The organism is Fictibacillus sp. EA-CB0309 (assembly GCF_055814265.1).
Map to the genome: position 1 here is coordinate 247830 of NZ_CP169271.1, position 20884 is coordinate 268713.

General features: G+C 43.8%; 16 protein-coding genes, 3 rRNA genes, 1 other RNA gene and 4 pseudogenes. 3 read left to right on the top strand and 21 right to left on the bottom strand.

Features of this window, described 5'->3' with window-relative positions:
* Positions 1-7: 7 nt before the first annotated feature.
* The 18 genes and pseudogenes from yabA to tadA all read right to left on the bottom strand — a co-directional run bounded on the left by yabA (position 8) and on the right by tadA (position 15752).
* Positions 8-361: a DNA replication initiation control protein YabA gene (gene yabA / locus ACEWFH_RS01590; protein WP_473725854.1), complete on the bottom strand. Its 354-nt coding sequence runs from the start codon at positions 359-361 to the stop codon at positions 8-10.
* A gap of 14 nt (positions 362-375) precedes the next feature.
* Complete coding sequence (locus ACEWFH_RS01595) at positions 376-1206, bottom strand: PSP1 domain-containing protein (protein WP_473725855.1); 831 nt, start codon at positions 1204-1206, stop codon at positions 376-378.
* Between the two features lie 4 nt (positions 1207-1210).
* Positions 1211-2199 (bottom strand): annotated as a pseudogene (gene holB / locus ACEWFH_RS01600) (DNA polymerase III subunit delta').
* Positions 2200-2213: 14 nt separating this feature from the next.
* A pseudogene (locus tag ACEWFH_RS01605) lies at positions 2214-2653 on the bottom strand (YaaR family protein).
* Positions 2654-2671: 18 nt separating this feature from the next.
* Complete coding sequence (locus tag ACEWFH_RS01610) at positions 2672-3001, bottom strand: cyclic-di-AMP receptor (protein WP_066390471.1); 330 nt, start codon at positions 2999-3001, stop codon at positions 2672-2674.
* A 15-nt stretch (positions 3002-3016) separates the two neighbouring features.
* Entirely contained in the window at positions 3017-3661 is a 645-nt protein-coding gene (tmk, locus tag ACEWFH_RS01615) for a dTMP kinase (protein WP_473725856.1), read from the bottom strand.
* 12 nt (positions 3662-3673) lie between these two features.
* A pseudogene (locus ACEWFH_RS01620) lies at positions 3674-5097 on the bottom strand (aminotransferase class I/II-fold pyridoxal phosphate-dependent enzyme).
* Between the two features lie 120 nt (positions 5098-5217).
* Positions 5218-5457: a sigma factor G inhibitor Gin gene (locus ACEWFH_RS01625; protein WP_473725857.1), complete on the bottom strand. Its 240-nt coding sequence runs from the start codon at positions 5455-5457 to the stop codon at positions 5218-5220.
* Between the two features lie 901 nt (positions 5458-6358).
* A 5S ribosomal RNA gene (gene rrf, locus ACEWFH_RS01630) occupies positions 6359-6473 on the bottom strand.
* 89 nt (positions 6474-6562) lie between these two features.
* Positions 6563-9497: ribosomal RNA gene (locus ACEWFH_RS01635) — 23S ribosomal RNA — on the bottom strand.
* Between the two features lie 193 nt (positions 9498-9690).
* Positions 9691-11238: ribosomal RNA gene (locus ACEWFH_RS01640) — 16S ribosomal RNA — on the bottom strand.
* Together the 16S, 23S and 5S rRNA genes form the textbook arrangement of a ribosomal RNA operon.
* A 322-nt stretch (positions 11239-11560) precedes the next feature.
* Positions 11561-11827: a pro-sigmaK processing inhibitor BofA family protein gene (locus tag ACEWFH_RS01645; RefSeq protein WP_473725858.1), complete on the bottom strand. Its 267-nt coding sequence runs from the start codon at positions 11825-11827 to the stop codon at positions 11561-11563.
* Positions 11828-11928: 101 nt separating this feature from the next.
* Positions 11929-12129, bottom strand: a pseudogene (locus ACEWFH_RS01650) (YaaL family protein); the annotation flags it as partial.
* 12 nt (positions 12130-12141) lie between these two features.
* On the bottom strand, positions 12142-12738 hold the full coding sequence (gene recR / locus ACEWFH_RS01655; RefSeq protein ID WP_191755548.1) for a recombination mediator RecR: 597 nt from the start codon (positions 12736-12738) through the stop codon (positions 12142-12144).
* A gap of 9 nt (positions 12739-12747) precedes the next feature.
* Positions 12748-13065 (bottom strand): YbaB/EbfC family nucleoid-associated protein, encoded by a 318-nt coding sequence (locus tag ACEWFH_RS01660; RefSeq protein WP_473725859.1) that lies wholly within the window; start codon positions 13063-13065, stop codon positions 12748-12750.
* Positions 13066-13082: 17 nt separating this feature from the next.
* Entirely contained in the window at positions 13083-14792 is a 1710-nt protein-coding gene (gene dnaX, locus ACEWFH_RS01665) for a DNA polymerase III subunit gamma/tau (protein WP_473725860.1), read from the bottom strand.
* A gap of 106 nt (positions 14793-14898) precedes the next feature.
* An RNA gene (gene ffs / locus ACEWFH_RS01670) (signal recognition particle sRNA large type) lies at positions 14899-15163 on the bottom strand.
* An 85-nt stretch (positions 15164-15248) separates the two neighbouring features.
* Positions 15249-15752, bottom strand: a complete 504-nt coding sequence (gene tadA / locus ACEWFH_RS01675; RefSeq protein WP_473725861.1) for a tRNA adenosine(34) deaminase TadA — start codon at positions 15750-15752, stop codon at positions 15249-15251.
* A 315-nt stretch (positions 15753-16067) separates the two neighbouring features.
* On the opposite strand from tadA, the gene ACEWFH_RS01680 reads away from it, so the two are divergent.
* The 3 genes from ACEWFH_RS01680 to ACEWFH_RS01690 all read left to right on the top strand — a co-directional run bounded on the left by ACEWFH_RS01680 (position 16068) and on the right by ACEWFH_RS01690 (position 18100).
* Entirely contained in the window at positions 16068-16679 is a 612-nt protein-coding gene (locus tag ACEWFH_RS01680; RefSeq protein WP_473725862.1) for a cysteine hydrolase family protein, read from the top strand.
* 69 nt (positions 16680-16748) lie between these two features.
* The gene (locus ACEWFH_RS01685) at positions 16749-17435 is read left to right on the top strand and encodes a deoxynucleoside kinase (RefSeq protein WP_473725863.1); all 687 of its coding nucleotides are present in this window, start codon (positions 16749-16751) and stop codon (positions 17433-17435) included.
* On the top strand, positions 17432-18100 hold the full coding sequence (locus ACEWFH_RS01690) for a deoxynucleoside kinase (protein WP_066242597.1): 669 nt from the start codon (positions 17432-17434) through the stop codon (positions 18098-18100). The genes ACEWFH_RS01685 and ACEWFH_RS01690 overlap by 4 nt, the downstream gene beginning before the upstream one ends.
* A gap of 50 nt (positions 18101-18150) precedes the next feature.
* On the opposite strand, the gene ACEWFH_RS01695 is transcribed toward ACEWFH_RS01690, so the two are convergent.
* From ACEWFH_RS01695 to ACEWFH_RS01705, 3 genes are all read right to left on the bottom strand, one after another.
* Complete coding sequence (locus ACEWFH_RS01695) at positions 18151-18966, bottom strand: MetQ/NlpA family ABC transporter substrate-binding protein (protein ID WP_473727184.1); 816 nt, start codon at positions 18964-18966, stop codon at positions 18151-18153.
* Positions 18967-19205: 239 nt separating this feature from the next.
* Positions 19206-19868: a methionine ABC transporter permease gene (locus ACEWFH_RS01700; RefSeq protein ID WP_473725864.1), complete on the bottom strand. Its 663-nt coding sequence runs from the start codon at positions 19866-19868 to the stop codon at positions 19206-19208.
* Positions 19861-20874, bottom strand: a complete 1014-nt coding sequence (locus ACEWFH_RS01705) for a methionine ABC transporter ATP-binding protein (protein ID WP_473725865.1) — start codon at positions 20872-20874, stop codon at positions 19861-19863. Before ACEWFH_RS01705 ends, ACEWFH_RS01700 begins: the two co-directional genes overlap by 8 nt.
* Positions 20875-20884: the final 10 nt, after the last annotated feature.

Below are 20884 nucleotides of genomic sequence, written 5' to 3' on the forward strand. Positions count from 1 at the left end.
AAGGCGTTTATTTCTTATTTAAAAATGAAAGACAAAACAAACAATCTCCCTCTGAACGAACACTGCCATAATGAAGGTTGCAAATGTGGAATCCTTCTTGGTAGAGCCGTGCCAGGTTATCATAGCCTTCACCAATATCAGTAGGCTCTTTTTTGACTTTAGAGGCTGAAGACTTTTTAACAGAATTCCGCTTTTGGTCGGCATTCAGCTTGTTTCGCAGATTATCATTTTCCATCACGAGATGGTGGTTTTCTTCAATTAGTGCAGCCAAATGGGTCTTGAAATCTTCCAGTTGCTGTGACAGCACTGTGATTTGCTCTTCCATCTGTACTACGCGGGAAAATATTGTTTTCTTTTCCACGAATTCCACCTCTTTTACTCTGTTGCCTGACTGATTAATTCCTCTCTCTTACCTGCAAGCTCGTCCAATGTGAACTCGGTTGTTCTTTCCATTGCAGGAATGTTCACTTGAATAATCTTCTCAAGCAAGTTCAAGCCGACAACGCGACCAACACCATGAGGGGTCATAATTTCTTCACCAACATCAGGCATTTCTTCTTTAGCTTCTTCATAATAGTCGTTTTCGTACTTCAAACAGCACATCAAACGGCCGCATAAACCTGAAATTTTAGCAGGATTTAATGAAAGGTTCTGATCTTTTGCCATCTTAATCGATACTGGCTCAAAATCTCCCAGGAATGTAGAGCAGCAAAGCATTCGGCCGCATGGACCAATTCCGCCTAGCATCTTCGCTTCATCCCTAACACCGATCTGCCTGAGTTCAATTCTTGTTCGGAAAATCGAAGCCAGATCTTTTACGAGTTCACGGAAATCAATTCTTCCGTCAGCTGTAAAATAAAAAATAATTTTGTTACGATCAAACGTATATTCGACATCGACAAGCTTCATATCCAGCTTATGTTCGATGATTTTATCCTCACAACTTTGAAACGCTTCCTTAGCAGCTGCTTTATTTTCATCTACAGACAAAATGTCTTTCTGTGTCGCGAGCCGAACGACTTTCTTTAAAGGAAGAACAACATCATTCTCCCCGACTAGTTTCTTATCGATAACTACCTTGCCATATTCTATTCCACGCGCTGTTTCCACAATGACAAACGCGTCTTTTTTCACTTCAAGGTCGCCGGGGTCAAAATAATATACTTTACCCGCCTTTTTAAAGCGGATTCCCACTACCTCATACAAGGTTTTATCCCTCCCGTAATCGTAAAACCAACTGCTCCATCACCATAAGGGGGCTGACGTTGCTCCTGAGTCTAGCTTGAGCAGTCAGTATCGCTTGCAGGGCTTCACCCGTCTTTTTTTGCGAAGTGTGAAGGGCCTGCTGCTCTAATGCTTGAAGCTGATCGAAAAACACAACGTTTTCCGAGTTTGATAAATGTATAGATAAAAGATCTCGATACCAGATCAAAAGTAAATTTAATGCTAAACGCAACTGATCTTTTTCTTTAAAAAACTTAAATACTGATCTTGTAAGATAACAAGACAGTAATCCGGCCGCAGCCGCAAGTCCTCCGTTAATTGTATCACTTTGGCTCTCGCTTGTGCAAACCACTCTTCCCTACAAATTTCGAGTGCTTCTGCATAATCTGATGTCAAGGAAGACGCTAATAGAGCAACCGGCTTCGGTATATCTTCCTGAAGTAATTTTTCTAAGATTCCTTGTGGCGGAAGGGGCGAGAAGGACAACGTCTGAGCTCTAGAACGAATAGTGTCGAGCAAACTATGAACCTGTTCTGTTAAAAGAAGAGCAATTGTATCCGCACCAGGCTCTTCTAAAAACTTTAATAGACTGTTTGCCGCTTGCACCGTCATCTTATCAGCATGTTCAATAATGTATACTTTTTTAGATGACTCCATACCACTATAGGCAAATTCCTTTTGCAATCCCCTGATTTGATCAATCTTAATGTTCTGCCCGTCTGGTGTGATGATATGAACATCAGGATGGTTTCCTGACGAAATCCTCTTACAGTTCGGGCAGCTTTCACATGGATTACCATCCTCCGCATTTCGGCAAAGGAATGTTTTTGCAAGTACGGTTGCGATCGCCATCTTACCGGTTCCATGGGCCCCTTCAAAAATATATGCATGAGCAAGGCGATGTTTTCGTATACTGTTTTTTAATAACTTCACAACACGCGGTTGTGTCTTGCTGCAGTCTTCCCAGCTCACCATATCCTACTCACCTACTACGTATATAGATTAACTAACAAACCTTTTATTTCTCCAATTTTATCGAGCAACGTGATTGACTCTTTTTCCTGGCTCAGTACAGCCTCTGTCAGCAGAATCAGCTGTTCGTCCACTTCTTTACAAGACTAAGTGTTCGTGATCTGCCTTGCTCGTTCCAGCTTTTGTTTTGCTTTAGCTGCATGCCGAAATCAACTGCTTCTTTTACGAAGCGTTGAACTAAGTTTTTATAAAGCTGCAAATCTCGTACCGTTTGTGATTGAAGCAGTCTTTTACTTTGATTTTCTATATCACCTAACAGTCTTGTTAACTGTTCGGAATGTAATTTCTCACTTTGTTTTGACACGGCTTCACCAAAAGAAAGAGACGGCTTTTTCCCGGTCTTTCCATCGTTCTGTTTTGTTTCAAGAACTGGTCTTATATCTTGGCCGATTTTCATAATAACCCCTCAATATATTTAAAATTGCTGAAAGCTTTCAACTGGCAGAACAAACACCGTTGCGCCGCCTACTTCAACTTCTACTGGGTATGGCACATAAGCATCTGCGTTGCCACCCATCGGTGAAACGGGTGCCACCATCTGATTACGGCTTTTGCAGTTCTCCCGAATAATCTCCATCACATCATCGATTTGAGCATCTTCCACACCAATCATAAACGTTGTATTTCCAGCTTTCAAAAATCCGCCTGTTGTCGCGAGCTTTGTGGCGCGGTAATTTTTATCAACAAGCGCATCCTGCAATCTGTTGCTGTCTTTATCTTGAACAACGGCTATAATCATCTTCATGGCAAATGCCTCCTTCTACTTTTCCTTATGATTCGATAAAAGTTTATCTAAATCCTTCGCGATCTCCTCGAACACTGCCTCAGGATTCTGTTCGCCATTAATACGAACGATGCGATCGGCTTGTCTAGAAAAAATGTGAGAAAACCCTTCTCTCACTCGTTCATGATACGTAAGATCTTTTTGTTCGATTCGGTCGAGATTCTCCGTTCCATATCGAGCTTTCATGCGTTCTCTTCCTACTTCTGGTGAAACATCTACAAAATAACTGCGATCCGGTACGAGTCCGCTCGTTGCAATGTTGTTTACTTGAAGCACAGGTTCTTCCCCTACACCAAGCCCAAATCCTTGGTAAGCAAGAGATGCATCAACGAAACGGTCGCACAGCACCACTTTTCCTTCCTTTAGTGCTGGAAGAATCTTTTCGTGAACATGCTGCGCACGGGATGCCGCATAGAGCAGTACCTCAGTAAGATCATGCATTTCTTTATGTTCGGGATCCAAAATAAGTGATCGGATTTTATCGCTGATTCTCGTTCCGCCTGGTTCGCGTGTTTGGATAAAATCGATGTTCTGTTTTTTAATATATTCTGCGACCTTTGCGATCTGTGTTGTTTTTCCAGACCCGTCAGGACCTTCTAATGTTATAAATAAACCTTTCACTGTTAATGCCCCTTATGTTCTATCAAAAACATACATCTGTTTGTGCCCGAATGTTCCTTGGAAACGAGCACCCTTCTTTTTCAATAAAGAATACTGATGAATATGTTCCGACGTAATTTGTTCCCCTTTTACGATCAATGGTATCCCCGGTGGATATGGAATAATGGCTTCAGCTGCAACCAGCCCCTCTGCAGCCTCAATCGAAATGGGCTTTGCTTTAATACATTTCATCTCTCTATAAGAAAGTGCTAATCTGCTGACTGATGAAAAAACAGGTATGGATTCAGCATGTGACTGACTCGCTTCATAGCTTTGAAGTTGATTTGATATTTTTTCGAATACTTTTTTAAGATCTTCAAAGCGCTGAATCGGTCCTAGCGGCAAGACAAACAAAACATTACGATCATCTGCCAGCTCGGTAAATAATCCTTCTTTTTCAAATAGAACCTGCAGCTCATACCCTGATATTTCCCTGTCAGACTGAACCGTAACCTTTAATGGATCAAGTACATAATGATTTGGTGCTGTCTTAACCTCAAGGTGCGGGAGTGAATTGATAAACTTCCTCAGATTTACAGTTTGATTGATGATATTTTCAGACTCGACATCACTTAGATTTTCAAGAAAAAGCCGGCTCAGATCAAGTGAAGCCATAATAAGATAGGACGGGGAGCTCGATTGAACCATCTGTAACGCATAGGATAATCGCTGTAAATCCACTCGCTCACTGTTCACATGTAGATAGGCACCCATCGTTAGAGCAGGAAGGGTTTTGTGCGCAGATTGCACCACCATGTCTGCTCCCTTATGTATCGAGCTTTTCGGCATATCGTTTAGTCCAAAGTGTGCTCCATGCGCCTCATCTACTAGTACAATTCCGCCCACACTATGAATAAGCTCAGCTATATCTGTAATGTCTTGCTGCATACCGTAATAAGTAGGGTTTGTAAGAATGATTCCTTTTACACTGTGATACGTTTCAACAGCTTGTTTAACTGTTTGAAGAGACACGCCTAGTGGATAGCCGCCATCTTCATCGATCTCAGGCTTCAGAAAGACAGGTGTAACTCCTGCTAGTTCCAGTCCGTTCAGCACCGATTTATGACAGTTCCGCTGAACGAGAACGATATCTCCCTCTATAAAGGAAGAAAGGATCATCGCATGATTGCCCGATGTACTTCCACCAACAAGAAAATAACTTTTCTTGACTTGGTAAAATGATGCTAATAACTTTTGTGCTTCTAAAATCGGACCCTCTGGGTGATGCAGATCATCCAATCCTGTTAGTTCTGTTACATCCAGCGGTAAAACAGACTGAAAAAAGGTGCTGCCGTCTTTTCAAACAGAAGTCCGTTTTTATGACCTGGCACATGAAAAGACCATTTATTTGTATGAATATGATTGATTAATGCTTCGTATAGCGGTGCTTGCTTCATCTTGTATTTCCCTTTGTTTTCACACGCATTCCCGTGCCATTTATACTTTTATTCTATCATAGTTTTCAGGTTCTACGAATTTGCTTCAACAAAAAAACAGGCTGTCGATCAGCCTGTTTTTCACGAAGACGCGTTTACTAATTTTAATTTTCTCAATTGCGATAAGTAATGTTTATAATATTCATCATTGGTTTTAGCGGTAAGGATTTTATGTTCACATTCCCGGCAAATAAATTGATGAAGAATGTGTAATCCCCGATCCTTCTTTTCTTCACACACCATACAAATTTCCCCGTACTGTCGTGTCGCTTTCATTCTTCCACCTCCATAATGCCATTGTTGCCAGAATTGTTTATCCATATACGTTTTTTCAGATTATTTTAGGTTCTTTAAAATGTATGAGACTCTGGGCTTTGTTGTGTCTGTCTCTATTCAAATCGGTAAAATAAACCGAGTTCACGTCTTCATGGTTCCTAAATCCCCGATGTATCAGGATTTAAAACTATCTGATGTGCTGAGTAGGAGAGTTTTGATGTGTTTTGAGGTTGATGTGGGTTTAGGATGATGAGGGGTGTGGTTTTTCTTGGTTAGTGTTGTATTCGGGAGTAGAACGTGTTGCGCTCCAAATTAGGTGGATGGTGTCGAAAATCGTTTAAAATTTTTTATCCGTGAAAATAGGGGTCTTATACGTGAATATTTTTTATATTACCGTGAATAAATTCAGGATTACCGTGAAATTGTGGGTGGTTGGGTTGATGAGGAGAGCTGATTAGTGGTTTTGGAAGCGAGATCTTGGGTGTTTTTGGTGAGTTCTTGGCTTGGACATGGTTGTAAGAGTTATTAACGTTGCTTTTGAATGGATTTATGGAGCTTTTTGCTGAAGAATATCACGTGCTGGAAGATGGTTGTGTCCATCTTCTTCCTTTTTTATGGTTGTGAGAGGATTTTTAGGGTTGAAACAGGTCTTTTAAAAATACGAGGCGGGGTATCTCTAACCCATAATTAAGTCTAGATGAACAAAATTCGGTTCGAAATGAGAGCTAATTAAGTCGTAACAGACCTTAATTAAGTCTAAAATCATAAATAAAGGCCATTCGCTAAATCTCGACAACCCAGCTCAGCTCTAACCAAGCTCTATACCCTCCCCTCCACATCCCAATCACCTTTAATCAGAAGTTTGGCGGATGCCAAACCACCTTTTTTCTTCTTTTTCTTTTTAAACACAAAAAAGAAGATGGATCTTCATCCATCTTCCTCATTTGCCTAGCGACGTCCTACTCTAACAGGGGAGACCCCCAACTACCATCGGCGCTGAAGAGCTTAACTTCCGTGTTCGGTATGGGAACGGGTGTGACCTCTTCGCCATCATCACTAGACCTAACCATGACTTTCACCATGATCTAATTAAGTTTGAGAGTATGTTCTCTCAAAACTAGATACGACGTTTCCAAACGTAATGCATTTTAAGGATAAGCCCTCGACCGATTAGTATCTGTCAGCTCCACGTGTCACCACGCTTCCACACCAGACCTATCAACCTCATCATCTCTAAGGGGTCTTACTCACTTAACGTGATGGGAAATCTCATCTTGAGGGGGCTTCATGCTTAGATGCTTTCAGCACTTATCCCGTCCACACGTAGCTACCCAGCTATGCCCCTGGCGGAACAACTGGTACACCAGCGGTGTGTCCATCCCGGTCCTCTCGTACTAAGGACAGCTCCTCTCAAATTTCCTGCGCCCGCGACGGATAGGGACCGAACTGTCTCACGACGTTCTGAACCCAGCTCGCGTACCGCTTTAATGGGCGAACAGCCCAACCCTTGGGACCTACTTCAGCCCCAGGATGCGATGAGCCGACATCGAGGTGCCAAACCTCCCCGTCGATGTGGACTCTTGGGGGAGATAAGCCTGTTATCCCCAGGGTAGCTTTTATCCGTTGAGCGATGGCCCTTCCATGCGGAACCACCGGATCACTAAGCCCGACTTTCGTCCCTGCTCGACTTGTAGGTCTCGCAGTCAAGCTCCCTTGTGCCTTTACACTCTGCGAATGATTTCCAACCATTCTGAGGGAACCTTTGGGCGCCTCCGTTACTGTTTAGGAGGCGACCGCCCCAGTCAAACTGCCCGCCTGACACTGTCTCCGAACCGGATCACGGTTCAAGGTTAGAATTTCAATACAGCCAGGGTAGTATCCCACCGACGCCTCCACCGAAGCTGGCGCTCCGGCTTCTCAGGCTCCTACCTATCCTGTACAAGCTGTACCAAAATCCAATATCAAGCTGCAGTAAAGCTCCATGGGGTCTTTCCGTCCTGTCGCGGGTAACCTGCATCTTCACAGGTACTATAATTTCACCGGGTCTCTCGTTGAGACAGTATCCAAGTCGTTACACCTTTCGTGCGGGTCGGAACTTACCCGACAAGGAATTTCGCTACCTTAGGACCGTTATAGTTACGGCCGCCGTTTACTGGGGCTTCAATTCAGAGCTTCTCCGTAAGGATAACCCCTCCTCTTAACCTTCCAGCACCGGGCAGGTGTCAGCCCCTATACTTCACCTTGCGGTTTCGCAGAGACCTGTGTTTTTGCTAAACAGTCGCTTGGATCTATTCACTGCGGCTCTCTCGGGCGATAAACCCTATCAGAGCACCCCTTCTCCCGAAGTTACGGGGTCATTTTGCCGAGTTCCTTAACGAGAGTTCTCCCGATCATCTTAGGATTCTCTCCTCGCCTACCTGTGTCGGTTTGCGGTACGGGCACCTCTTTCCTCACTAGAGGCTTTTCTTGGCAGTGTAGGATCAGGGACTTCGGTACTAAAATTTCCCTCGCCATCACAGCTCAGCCTTCACGTTGGGCGGATTTGCCTACCCAACAGCCTAACTGCTTAGACGCACTATTCCATCAGTGCGCTCACCCTACCTTACTGCGTCCCCCATTGTTCAAACGGAAAGGAGGTGGTACAGGAATATCAACCTGTTATCCATCGCCTACGCTTTTCAGCCTCGGCTTAGGCCCCGACTAACCCTGAGCGGACGAGCCTTCCTCAGGAAACCTTAGGCTTTCGATGGACAAGATTCTCACTTGTCTTTCGCTACTCATACCGGCATTCTCACTTCAAAGCGCTCCACCAGTCCTTCCGGTCTGACTTCGCTGCACTTCGAACGCTCCCCTACCCCTGTACCATACGGTACAAGCCATAGCTTCGGTGATACGTTTAGCCCCGTTACATTTTCGGCGCAGAGTCACTCGACCAGTGAGCTATTACGCACTCTTTAAATGGTGGCTGCTTCTAAGCCAACATCCTGGTTGTCTGGGCAACTCCACATCCTTTGCCACTTAACGTATACTTTGGGACCTTAGCTGATGGTCTGGGCTGTTTCCCTTTTGACTACGGATCTTATCACTCGCAGTCTGACTCCCGCGGATAATTCTCTGGCATTCGGAGTTTGACTGAATTCGGTAACCCTGTGGGGGCCCCTAGTCCAATCAGTGCTCTACCTCCAGGAATCTTGCCGCGAGGCTAGCCCTAAAGCTATTTCGGGGAGAACCAGCTATCTCCGTGTTCGATTGGCATTTCACCCCTACCCACACCTCATCCCCGCACTTTTCAACGTGCGTGGGTTCGGGCCTCCATTCAGTGTTACCTGAACTTCACCCTGGACATGGGTAGATCACACGGTTTCGGGTCTACGACCACGTACTATGTCGCCCTATTCAGACTCGCTTTCGCTGCGGCTCCGTCTTATCAACTTAACCTTGCACGGGATCGTAACTCGCCGGTTCATTCTACAAAAGGCACGCCGTCACCCGTTAATGGGCTCCGACTACTTGTAGGCACACGGTTTCAGGATCTATTTCACTCCCTTCCGGGGTGCTTTTCACCTTTCCCTCACGGTACTGGTTCACTATCGGTCACTAGGGAGTATTTAGCCTTGGGAGATGGTCCTCCCGGATTCCGACGGGGTTTCACGTGTCCCGCCGTACTCAGGATCCACTCAGGAGAGAACGAAGTTTCAGCTACAGGGCTGTTACCTTCTTTGGCTGGCCTTTCCAGACCGCTTCACCTACTTCGTTCCTTTGTAACTCCATGTAGAGTGTCTCTACAACCCCAGAGGGCAAGCCCTCTGGTTTGGGCTGATTCCGTTTCGCTCGCCGCTACTCAGGAAATCGCATTTGCTTTCTCTTCCTCCGGGTACTTAGATGTTTCAGTTCCCCGGGTCTGCCTTCTCATACCCTATGTATTCAGATATGGATACCATCCCATTACGGATGGTGGGTTCCCCCATTCGGAAATCCCCGGATCAATGCTTACTTACAGCTCCCCGAGGCATATCGGTGTTCGTCCCGTCCTTCTTCGGCTCCTAGTGCCAAGGCATCCACCGTGCGCCCTTTCTAGCTTAACCTTATATGATGTTTACACATCAAAGATTCTTGCTTGGCGCAGATAAATATCTATCTGCCTTGCATATTGTTTGGATGTCGATATCTAGTTTTCAAAGAACATATGAAATCGAGAGATTTAGTTCTCTCAAAACTGAACAAAAGAAGAATAGGTGTACTTACGAAACAGTCGAAGCTGTTTCATAATCTCCATAGAAAGGAGGTGATCCAGCCGCACCTTCCGATACGGCTACCTTGTTACGACTTCACCCCAATCATCTGTCCCACCTTCGGCGGCTGGCTCCCAAAAGGGTTACCCCACCGACTTCGGGTGTTACAAACTCTCGTGGTGTGACGGGCGGTGTGTACAAGGCCCGGGAACGTATTCACCGCGGCATGCTGATCCGCGATTACTAGCAATTCCGGCTTCATGTAGGCGAGTTGCAGCCTACAATCCGAACTGAGAATGACTTTTTGGGATTGGCTTGGCCTCGCGGCTTTGCAACCCTTTGTATCATCCATTGTAGCACGTGTGTAGCCCAGGTCATAAGGGGCATGATGATTTGACGTCATCCCCACCTTCCTCCGGTTTGTCACCGGCAGTCACCTTAGAGTGCCCAACTGAATGCTGGCAACTAAGGTCAAGGGTTGCGCTCGTTGCGGGACTTAACCCAACATCTCACGACACGAGCTGACGACAACCATGCACCACCTGTCACTTTGTCCCCCGAAGGGAAAGCTCTATCTCTAGAGTGGTCAAAGGATGTCAAGACCTGGTAAGGTTCTTCGCGTTGCTTCGAATTAAACCACATGCTCCACTGCTTGTGCGGGCCCCCGTCAATTCCTTTGAGTTTCAACCTTGCGGTCGTACTCCCCAGGCGGAGTGCTTAATGTGTTAACTTCAGCACTGAGGGTGGAACCCCCAACACCTAGCACTCATCGTTTACGGCGTGGACTACCAGGGTATCTAATCCTGTTTGCTCCCCACGCTTTCGCGCCTCAGCGTCAGTTACAGGCCAAAAAGCCGCCTTCGCCACTGGTGTTCCTCCACATCTCTACGCATTTCACCGCTACACGTGGAATTCCACTTTTCTCTCCTGCACTCAAGTCTCCCAGTTTCCAATGACCCTCCACGGTTGAGCCGTGGGCTTTCACATCAGACTTAAGAGACCGCCTGCGCGCGCTTTACGCCCAATAATTCCGGATAACGCTTGCCACCTACGTATTACCGCGGCTGCTGGCACGTAGTTAGCCGTGGCTTTCTGGTTAGGTACCGTCAAGGTACGAGCAGTTACTCTCGTACTTGTTCTTCTCTAACAACAGAGCTTTACGACCCGAAGGCCTTCATCGCTCACGCGGCGTTGCTCGGTCAGGCTTTCGCCCATTGCCGAAGATTCCCTACTGCTGCCTCCCGTAGGAGTCTGGGCCGTGTCTCAGTCCCAGTGTGGCCGATCACCCTCTCAGGTCGGCTACGCATCGTCGCCTTGGTGAGCCGTTACCTCACCAACTAGCTAATGCGCCGCGGGCTCATCTGTAAGTGTCAGCCGAAACCGACTTTCAAAAAAGAAACATGCGTTTCTTCTTATTATCCGGTATTAGCCCCGGTTTCCCGGAGTTATCCCCGTCTTACAGGCAGATTACCCACGTGTTACTCACCCGTCCGCCGCTAAATCAGAGGAGCAAGCTCCTCTTCATTCGCTCGACTTGCATGTATTAGGCACGCCGCCAGCGTTCATCCTGAGCCAGGATCAAACTCTCCATAAAAGTGTTTGTCTTGCTCGATTTTAAAACTGACGGAATTAATTTAATTCCTTACCTATTTCTTTTGTTCAGTTTTCAAAGAACTGTGTGTTTCTAGCTTGCCGCTCGTTTTGGCGACTTTATTAGGATAACATCTTTCAAACAAGAAGTCAACCTGTTTTTAAAATTTGTTTCCCGCCTGCAACAATGTTTCGTCTGTCGCGGCGACAAGACTTAATATATCACGTATTGTATTTTAAGGTCAATAGTTATTTTGAAATTACTTTAAACAAATTAATAAAAGTTTAGAAAGCTTTAAATCGCTCTCTAAACTCTGATTGTAAACCTAGTTTAAAATAAAGAACTCAATAGCTACCAATGATGCTATCCCGGGTAGTCCGGCGATTCCTGAAATCAGCGCTGTAATAGCGTTAATCGGAATGTGTATATCATACGAGTTTCCGATTGCATTTAATAAGAACAACAATAGTGCGCCGATACAAAAACGTGTAACTCCGAATCCGATCCAGCGTATCGGCCGCATTGGAGCGCCTACAAGCAAGAGAACAAAGATGATTGTTCCGAGTATCGCGATCACAGTGATTGGCTCCATTCATCATAACCTCCTATACAAATATCCATATTATTTACTAGACATTGTATGGGAGTTGTCAAAAAAAGACCAGCAGTTATTTTAACCTGCTGGTCGTTACGTTTCTTTTTTGCTTCTTTTAATAAGAAGAAGTATTTAGATTCTTCTAGTTGAAGTTTGAAGATAACTTCTTCCGATGGCTCGACACTGCGCTCCACCATTTCTTTTTGATGCATCCAATTTACTTTAAGTTCATCAAGACTTTGAAGCAGCTGTTGATCTCCGGATCGCTTCAAGCGCCCTTTACGGGAAAAAACATGCAAGCAACCCCTTTGTTAGATTTCTCTTCTTCCTTCAAGCGCTTTAGAAAGCGTTACTTCGTCTGCATATTCCAGGTCTCCGCCTACAGGCAGGCCATGAGCAATACGAGTAATCTTAATACCTGTTGGTTTTAAAAGTCTTGCGATGTACATGGCAGTGGCTTCTCCTTCAATGTTCGGATCCGTTGCCATAATAATTTCTTGAATACCTTCGTCTGTTAACCGTTTTAAAAGTTCAGCGACTTTAATATCCTCTGGTCCCACTCCATCCATTGGAGAGATCGCACCTTGAAGGACGTGGTAGAGACCACGGTACTCTTTCATTTTTTCCATCGCAATAACATCCTTGGAGTCATGAACCACACAGATTGTTGTGCGGTCTCTGCTCGAATCGTCGCAGATCATGCAAGGATCACGGTCAGTAATATGAAAGCAGTTGGAACAATAGATAAGCTGACGTTTCGCGTTAACGAGTGCTCGTCCAAAATCGAGCACATCATCTTCTTTCATTTCCAATACGAAAAATGCCAGGCGAACCGCCGTTTTCGGTCCGATGCCCGGCAATTTCATAAAGCTTTCAATCAGTTTTGAGATCGGTTCAGGATAATGCATAGCATATTCCTAGAACATTCCAGGAATGTTAAGTCCTTTTGTGAATTTGCCCATGTCCTGTGATACCAATTCGTCTACTTTCTTAAGTGCATCATTTGTAGCCGCTAACACAAGGTCTTGAAGCATATCAATATCTTCTGGATCTACAACTTCTTCTTTAATGATAATGTCGATGATTTCTTTGTGACCGTTCGCTTTAACGGTAACCATGCCGCCTCCAGCTGTACCTTCGATCACTTTATCTTTTAATTCCTCTTGAGCTTTTGCCATGTCACGCTGCATTTTTTGCATTTGTTTCATCATATTGTTCATGTTGCCTTTCATCATCGTACAATTCCTCCTTTTTATTCTTCCTCTTCTTTTATCTCAATTAAATCATCGCCAACCAATTTTATCGCCTCTGATATGAGAGGATCTTCTGTTTTTTCTTTCTCTTCAGAAGATGGCTGGCCTTGCTGTTGTTCTTTAATGAAATCAGCTTTTAGTTTCTGCCATTCCGGATCCAGTATAGATAGCATGGACAGGTTCTTTCCTATTGTACTATAAACTGCGCTTTCAACATAGCTTCTGTTGTTCTCTTGAGATGCCATCTGACGGTGAATTTCATGCTGAAAAGCGAGCAGGAAAATTTGATCTGAACACGCTACTGGCTCAGCTCCCGATAGAAGAGCGTACGCACTCACTTTTTCAGAACGAATCTTGTCTAGAATTTCTCCCCACATGCCTTTTAGCTGAACAAGATTTGGTTTTTTCGCTTTCTTCAGCATTTCTTTTACTTGTGTTGAAGATGCTCCGCCTTGGCCTCGGATTACTCTTTTTTCTCTCGGTGCTTCTGATTCTGATGGAGCCGATGATCCATTTGAGACCCATCCGCTTTCTTTCATTTTCTTCAACTCTTGCTCGAGCTGATCAATTCTTTGCATGAGAGGTTCAACAGAAGAATTCCCCGACTGAGCCGAAAACCCTTCTTGTTTTTGATAACAAATCTTGATGAACGTTGTTTCTAAAAAGATCTTAGGATGGTTCGTCCATTTCATCTCTTGCTGCGCGGCGTTCAACTGTCCAATGATGGTATAGATGTTTTCAGCAGCTGTAGCATCCGCCAATTGTGCAAAAGATTCATCTGTAGAAACCCGCTCTAGCAGCTCTTCTAGCTGAGGAGCTGTTTTATATAGAAGCATATCACGGTAATAATAGATAAGATCGCCTAAGAAACGTACAGGATCTTTTCCTTCTTGTAAAAGTTCTGTTGATAACGTCAGCGCTTTTGAAACATCTTTTTCTAAAAATGCTTCTGCCATGTCAGAAAGATGTTTTTGTGAAGCTGAACCTGTTACAGATAATACATCTTCCACTCTTACAACATCATCACTGTAAGAAATTGCTTGATCGAGCAAACTTAAAGCGTCACGCATGCCGCCTTCTGCAGCTCGGGCAAGCAATTGCAGCGCTTCTTCTTCCACTTCTGTACCATTAGCATTCACGATTTGTCTCATGCGCCCGATAATGGACTGTGAGGAAATGCGTTTAAAATCAAATCGCTGACAGCGTGACACGATCGTTGCTGGAATCTTATGCGGCTCAGTGGTTGCCAAAATGAAAATAACGTGACTCGGCGGTTCTTCAAGCGTTTTTAATAAAGCGTTAAATGCTCCAGTTGAAAGCATATGTACTTCATCGATGATGTAGACTTTGTACGTGACAGAAGACGGAGCAAACTTTACTTTGTCCCGGATATCACGAATATCATCTACCCCTGTATTAGAGGCAGCATCGATCTCCAGTACATCTGATATCGTTCCGTTCGTTATTCCTCGGCAAGCATCACATTCATTACATGGTTCCGATACCGGGGCACGCTCACAGTTAACAGCTTTGGCTATAATTTTTGCCGCACTTGTTTTTCCCGTTCCTCGTGGGCCTGAAAACAGGTAGGCATGGGAAAGCTTGTCCTGCATCAGGGCATTTTGAATCGTTTTTGTTATATGTTCCTGCCCGACCATATCTTCAAAGCTCTGTGGCCTCCATACGCGATAGAGCGCTTGATAACTCATCCCTTTGCCTCCCTTTTAGCACTATATTCTTTCTATATTATACTGAAACATTACAAAAAACTCACCCCTGAGACAAGGGTGAGTTGATGTTTTATATATTAGAATGCCGCGCACCTCTCTTTGGAATAGTCAACCTATGCGTACAAACGCAGTTAGCTCAGTCCAGGTTGCCCCACGGCACACGAAGTGGTCCACTTACTGCTGCTTCCTTCCGGACCTGACAGGGTTCATGGGTCTCCGTTGCGCAGGACCCGGACATCAACACCACTTACGTCCGTCAGACCATACGTTGAACTAGCCGAGGAGAGGAATTCAACCTCGCTACAGCGGATTGCGAGTACAGGGCACCGCTACCTCCCCATCTAGCGCGACAAAGTGTATAACATTGTTAGATGCACAATCGAATGTGCAAGAATTAGTATACTATGCCCATTAAAAAAATCAACCGTACAAGCTCTAAAGCTCCTTCTTTCTCTCTTCCTTTTCCTTCCTTTTTCTGTCACGAAGGTTTTTGAAAAAGCGTGAGAGAATCTGTCCGCATTCCTCTTCTTTAACACCTGCAGTCACTTCACATTGGTGATTAAAGCGATCTTCTTGCAAAAGATTCATCAACGTCCCTGCACAGCCTCCTTTAGGATCAGCCGCTCCATAAACGACTCGGCTTACTCTTGAGAGAACAATAGCTCCTGAACACATCGCACAAGGTTCAAGTGTTACGTAAAGTGTCGTTCCTTCTAGTCTCCAGGCATCCGTTTCCTTGCAAGCTTGATCGATCGCTAACAGCTCCGCATGCGCAATCGCTCTTTGTTCCGTTTCACGCAGGTTATGAGCCCTAGCCAATACTCGATCATCTTTTACTAAAACGGCCCCGATTGGAACTTCCCCGATATTAGCTGCTTTTTCCGCTTCTTTTAAAGCAAGATCCATATAATATTTGTCTTTTTCTAAGATCTCCATCATTTCGCTCCAAAGTTTTAGTTGTTAGAGATTATACAGGAGGTTTTGCCAATAATAAAGAAAGGAATGGTTTTAAAAAGCTGAGTCAGGGTTGTTCTTGAAAGTGGTTGATTTCCGTTTCAGGTGCTTCGCTTTCCGCGGGGCAGGCGGTGAGCCACATTCGTACGTTTCACTTTTAAGTGTCTCACCTGACCGCTTGTCCCGCAGGAGTCTCGCACCTTCCACTCCAATCACCCTGTCAATGAAGAGATTGAGAAAAGACCTAATCGCAACAATCTTTTAGAAAACAACCTATAAAAAAGAAAGTGAGGGAAAGGTTTGGCACATCAACAAAAAAATGAGGGGAAAATCCCTGTCGCTTTGCTTATTATTGACGTGATCAATGATTTTAATTTTCCGGAAGCGCCGCTTTTGTTAAAAACTTCTGCGCCGATAGCCGATAAGATTGTTGATTTAAAAAAACGGGCGAAACAAGCAGGTATACCTGTAATCTACGTGAACGATAATTTTGGGCAGTGGCAGTCAGATAAGCAAAGACTCGTGGAGTATTGTGAATCACAAGCTGGAGGAAAGTTTGTTAAAGCATTGCAACCGGACGAAGACGATTATTTTGTTATTAAACCGAAGCACTCGGGATTTTTCTCTACACCTTTATCAACACTATTAAATGATTTAGGTGTACAAACACTGATCCTATGCGGCGTGGCTGGTAACATCTGTGTTCTTTTTACCGCTAATGACGCTTATATGCGAGGTTTCACACTTCATGCACCATCTGATTGCTCAGCCTCTAATATAGAAGAAGATAACGAAAGAGCATTACTGCTTATGGAAAAGACGTTATACGCCGATATCACTCCAAGTGGTGAGTTAGATCTTCAGGCAATCATAGAACAAGCTCAGAACGATAAACAAAAAACAATGTATTAAAAAGCTGTTTTATTGAAGTTTTTAACCGATAATCTATCCACCTTTTCCAAACGTATGCTACAATATTCTTTGTCTGTAATTTTTCGTTTGTTATTTGAAAGGGAGGAAAAGGAAGATGAGTTCAACCCCTTTATCGCAGTTGAAGGGCCGATTGGCGTAGGGAAAACATCACTGGCAAAAGCCATTGCAGAGCACTATAAATTTCAATTATTAAAGGAAATTGTAGAGGAGAATCCTTTTCTCGGAAAATTTTACGACAACATTGATGAGTGGAGTTTTCAAACCGAGATGTTCTTTCTTTGCAACAGGTATAAACAGCTTGAAGAGATTAATGGTCAATATCTCTCAAAACAAATACCTGTCGTTTCTGATTATCATATTTTCAAGAACCGTATTTTTGCCGGTCGTACGCTAAAAGACGGTCATCTTCATAAATACATGCAGTGCTTCGATATTTTAACAGAAGACATGCCCGTTCCAAACATGATCATATACTTAAATGCAAGTCTTGATACACTGTTAGACCGTGTTCGTAAGCGTGGACGTTTTGTAGAACAAAATATGGAGCCCGCTTATTTAGAACAGCTTGCAGCTGATTATGATACATTCATGTCTGCCTTTATGAAAGAACACCCTGAGATTCCAGTGCTGACGTTTAATGGAGACGAATTAGATTTTGTTGCGTATGAAACGGATAAAGAGAAAATCTTTTCCTTAATCGATGCAACTTTGAAAAAAGGAGAAGTTGCACGATGAACAAACTAATTCAATACGGAATTCCAAATGATGCTGTCATTACAGTAGCAGGAATGGTCGGAGCAGGTAAATCGACCTTTACGAATGCACTGGCTGAAAAATTAAAGTTTCGTACATCCATGGAAAAAGTGGATAACAACCCATACTTAGAAAACTTTTATCATGATTTTAAACGATGGAGCTTTCACCTCCAGATTTTCTTTTTAGCTGAACGTTTTAAAGAGCAAAAAAGAATGTTCGATTATGGCGGCGGATTCGTGCAAGACCGTTCTATCTATGAAGACACTGGAATCTTTGCACGCATGCACTTTGATAAAGGAAATATGTCTGAGGTGGATTACGAGACATATACTCACCTTTTTGAAGCAATGGTTATGACACCATACTTCCCGCAGCCAGATTGTCTGATCTATTTAGAAGGTTCTCTTGACGATATTCTAGCTCGTATTCAAAAAAGGGGCCGCAAGATGGAACAAGAAACACCTGTTTCTTATTGGGAAGAAATGTACGACCGCTATGAAAAGTGGATTTCGTCTTTTAATTCTTGCCCCGTGCTTCGCGTGAACATTAACGACTACGACCTTCGAGAAAATCCTGAATCAATTGATCATATCGTTGAAAAAATTGCTCAAAAAATCGAAGCGAAACGAGAAGTTCGCTTATAAGTATGAAAGCCCCGGTACTCAAATATTGAGACCGGGGCTTTTAATTTGTCTTATTTCTTCATCCATTCGGGTTTGCCGAATCCTTTGAACTCTTTATCGATCACTTCTTCAAACTCTTTTGATTCCACCACTTCTTTAATATCTTTTGCAAAAGTGGATTCTACGTCTTTTGTATTCACAACAATGCGGTTACGATACGTATCCGGCATCTTCTCTAATTGAATGGCATCTAGTAAGTCCATTTTTGCAGCAAGAGCAAAGTTACCTGGTACCGCTGCAACATCCGCACTCTGTACAGCACGTGGAAGCTGCGCCGCTTCTAATGGTTTGAATACTAAGTTCTTCGGATTGTCTTGAACATCTTTTTCAGATGCAGTCAGTTGGTTTACTCCTTCTTTGATCGTGATCAGCTTCGCGTCTTCAAGCATGATTAAGGTACGCGCCAAGTTAACTGGATCGTTCGGAATGGCTAACGTACTGCCTTCTTTAATGTCCTCGATCGATTTGAATTTGTCAGAGTATAAACCCATAGGTGCTGTTGGGACAATAATCACTTCTGAAAGCTTTAAGTTCTTTTCTTTAGCGAAGTTTTCCATATAAATTTTGTGCTGAAAAAGGTTGGCGTCCAGATCACCTTTAGAGAGTGCCATGTTCGGCTGAATGTAATCACTGAATTCGATGACCTTAACTTTATACCCCTTTTTCTCGAGGGAAGGCTTGATTGCCTTATTGACCATATCTGTATACGGACCCGCTGTTGCTCCAAGCGTTACTTCCTTGTCTTTAGATGCATCTGATGAAGAAGAGCATCCAGCTAAAGCAAAAGCTAGCAGTGCTGTTAATAGTGTAAGTATGATTTTTTTCATGTTGATCCCCTTTTTCGTTTTGGTATTTACTTGGTGCTTTTGAAAGTAGTTGATTTCCGTTTCAGATGCTCGCTTTCCGCGGGGCAGGCGGTGAGCCACATTCGTACGTTTCACTTTTAAGTGTCTCACCTGCCCGCCTGTCCCGCAGGAGTCTCGCATCTTCCACTTCAATCAACTTATCAATGAAGAATTTAAAAACAGAACTAAAAACAGCATACAATTCTGAGTGTCTCTCAGCCCTATCTTTTATTTACAGCTTTGGCCACACCGTCTCCGATGACTTGCATCAGCTGAACGATCACAATCAATAAGACGACGGTTGTAATCATGATCGTGTTGTCATATCGATAGTACCCAAAGCGAATCGCAAAGTCTCCGATCCCTCCACCGCCGACAATACCTGCCATTGCTGAATAGCCTAATAAGCTGATCGCGGTTACTGTTATGGCTTGAACAATGCCTGGTTTTGCTTCAGGAAGAAGTACTTCCCGAATGATCATCCATGGTGTTGCTCCGACAGCAACGGCGGCTTCTATTACACCTTTATCGATTTCTCGTAAAGAAGTCTCTACGAGTCGGGCAAAGAACGGAATCGCTGCAACAGACAAAGAAACGGATGCTGCAGTAGGTCCAATCGTTGTCCCTGTGATGAGCTGTGTTAGCGGTAACAGAGCAACTAGCAGAATGATGAACGGTACTGAGCGAATCAAGTTGACTACTATCCCTGCCGTTTGTTTTACTAACGCATTTTCAAACAGCAAGCCCTTATCCGTAACGAAAAGGATGATTCCGAGTGGGAGTCCAACGACCAAAGAAACGCCTAATGATATGGCAACCATGTATAACGTTTCAAAAAATGCTTTATTTAAATCTGGCAGAATGTTAACTATCGAATCAAGCAACGTTCTTCACCACCTCAAGATTTTCTATACGACTTTCAATATACGCAATCGCTCGTTTTACTTCTGTTTCATCACCAATCAGTTCCATAATAAAGATTCCGAGGGGTGTTTCTTGGATATATTCAATCTTTCCGTGAAGGATATTTCCTTTTACCTTAAAGTTTTGGAAGAGCTCAGAAACAACGGCTTCTTCTGCGATCGCTCCCTTAAATTGAATCTTAATCACGGTCCCTTTTCTATTTTTCAGCAATGGCTCAGGTAGATCCATTTGTATAACGGAACTGATAAATGTTTTCGTTAATGCTTTTTCAGGGTTTGCAAAGATGTTATACACATCACCCGACTCGATAATCTCGCCATCCTGCATGACAGCCATACGGTGACAAATCTCTTTTACGACTTCCATCTCATGCGTGATGAGTACAATCGTAATGCCTAACTTTTTATTGATCGATTTTAAGAGCGATAGGATGGATTTTGTAGTATTTGGATCAAGTGCTGATGTAGCTTCGTCACAAAGCAATACCTTCGGGTCATTCGCCAAAGCTCTTGCAATACCAACTCGCTGCTTCTGTCCGCCGCTTAACTGAGATGGATATTGACCTTTTTGATTTTCTAATCCAACCATTTTCAACAGCTCTAGCGTTTTACGATTGATCTCATCCCTCGTTTTTCCTGCTGCTTTTAAAGCAAACGCGATATTTTCAAACACAGTTTTTGCACTGATCAGATAAAAGTGCTGAAAAATCATGCCGATCTTAAGCCGCTCTTCTCGCAGCTCCTTTTTCCCTAACGTTGTAATCGATACTCCGTCGATGAGTATGTCACCTGATGTTGGTTTTTCCAATAGATTGAGACAGCGAAGGAGCGAACTTTTCCCGGCACCGCTATAGCCGACAATGCCAAAGATCTCCCCTTTGTCTATGGATAGTGACACGTTTTTTACTCCAACAATTTCTTTTCCTTTTGCTTTATATATTTTGGTTACATCTCTAACCTCGATCATCTGTCTTCCT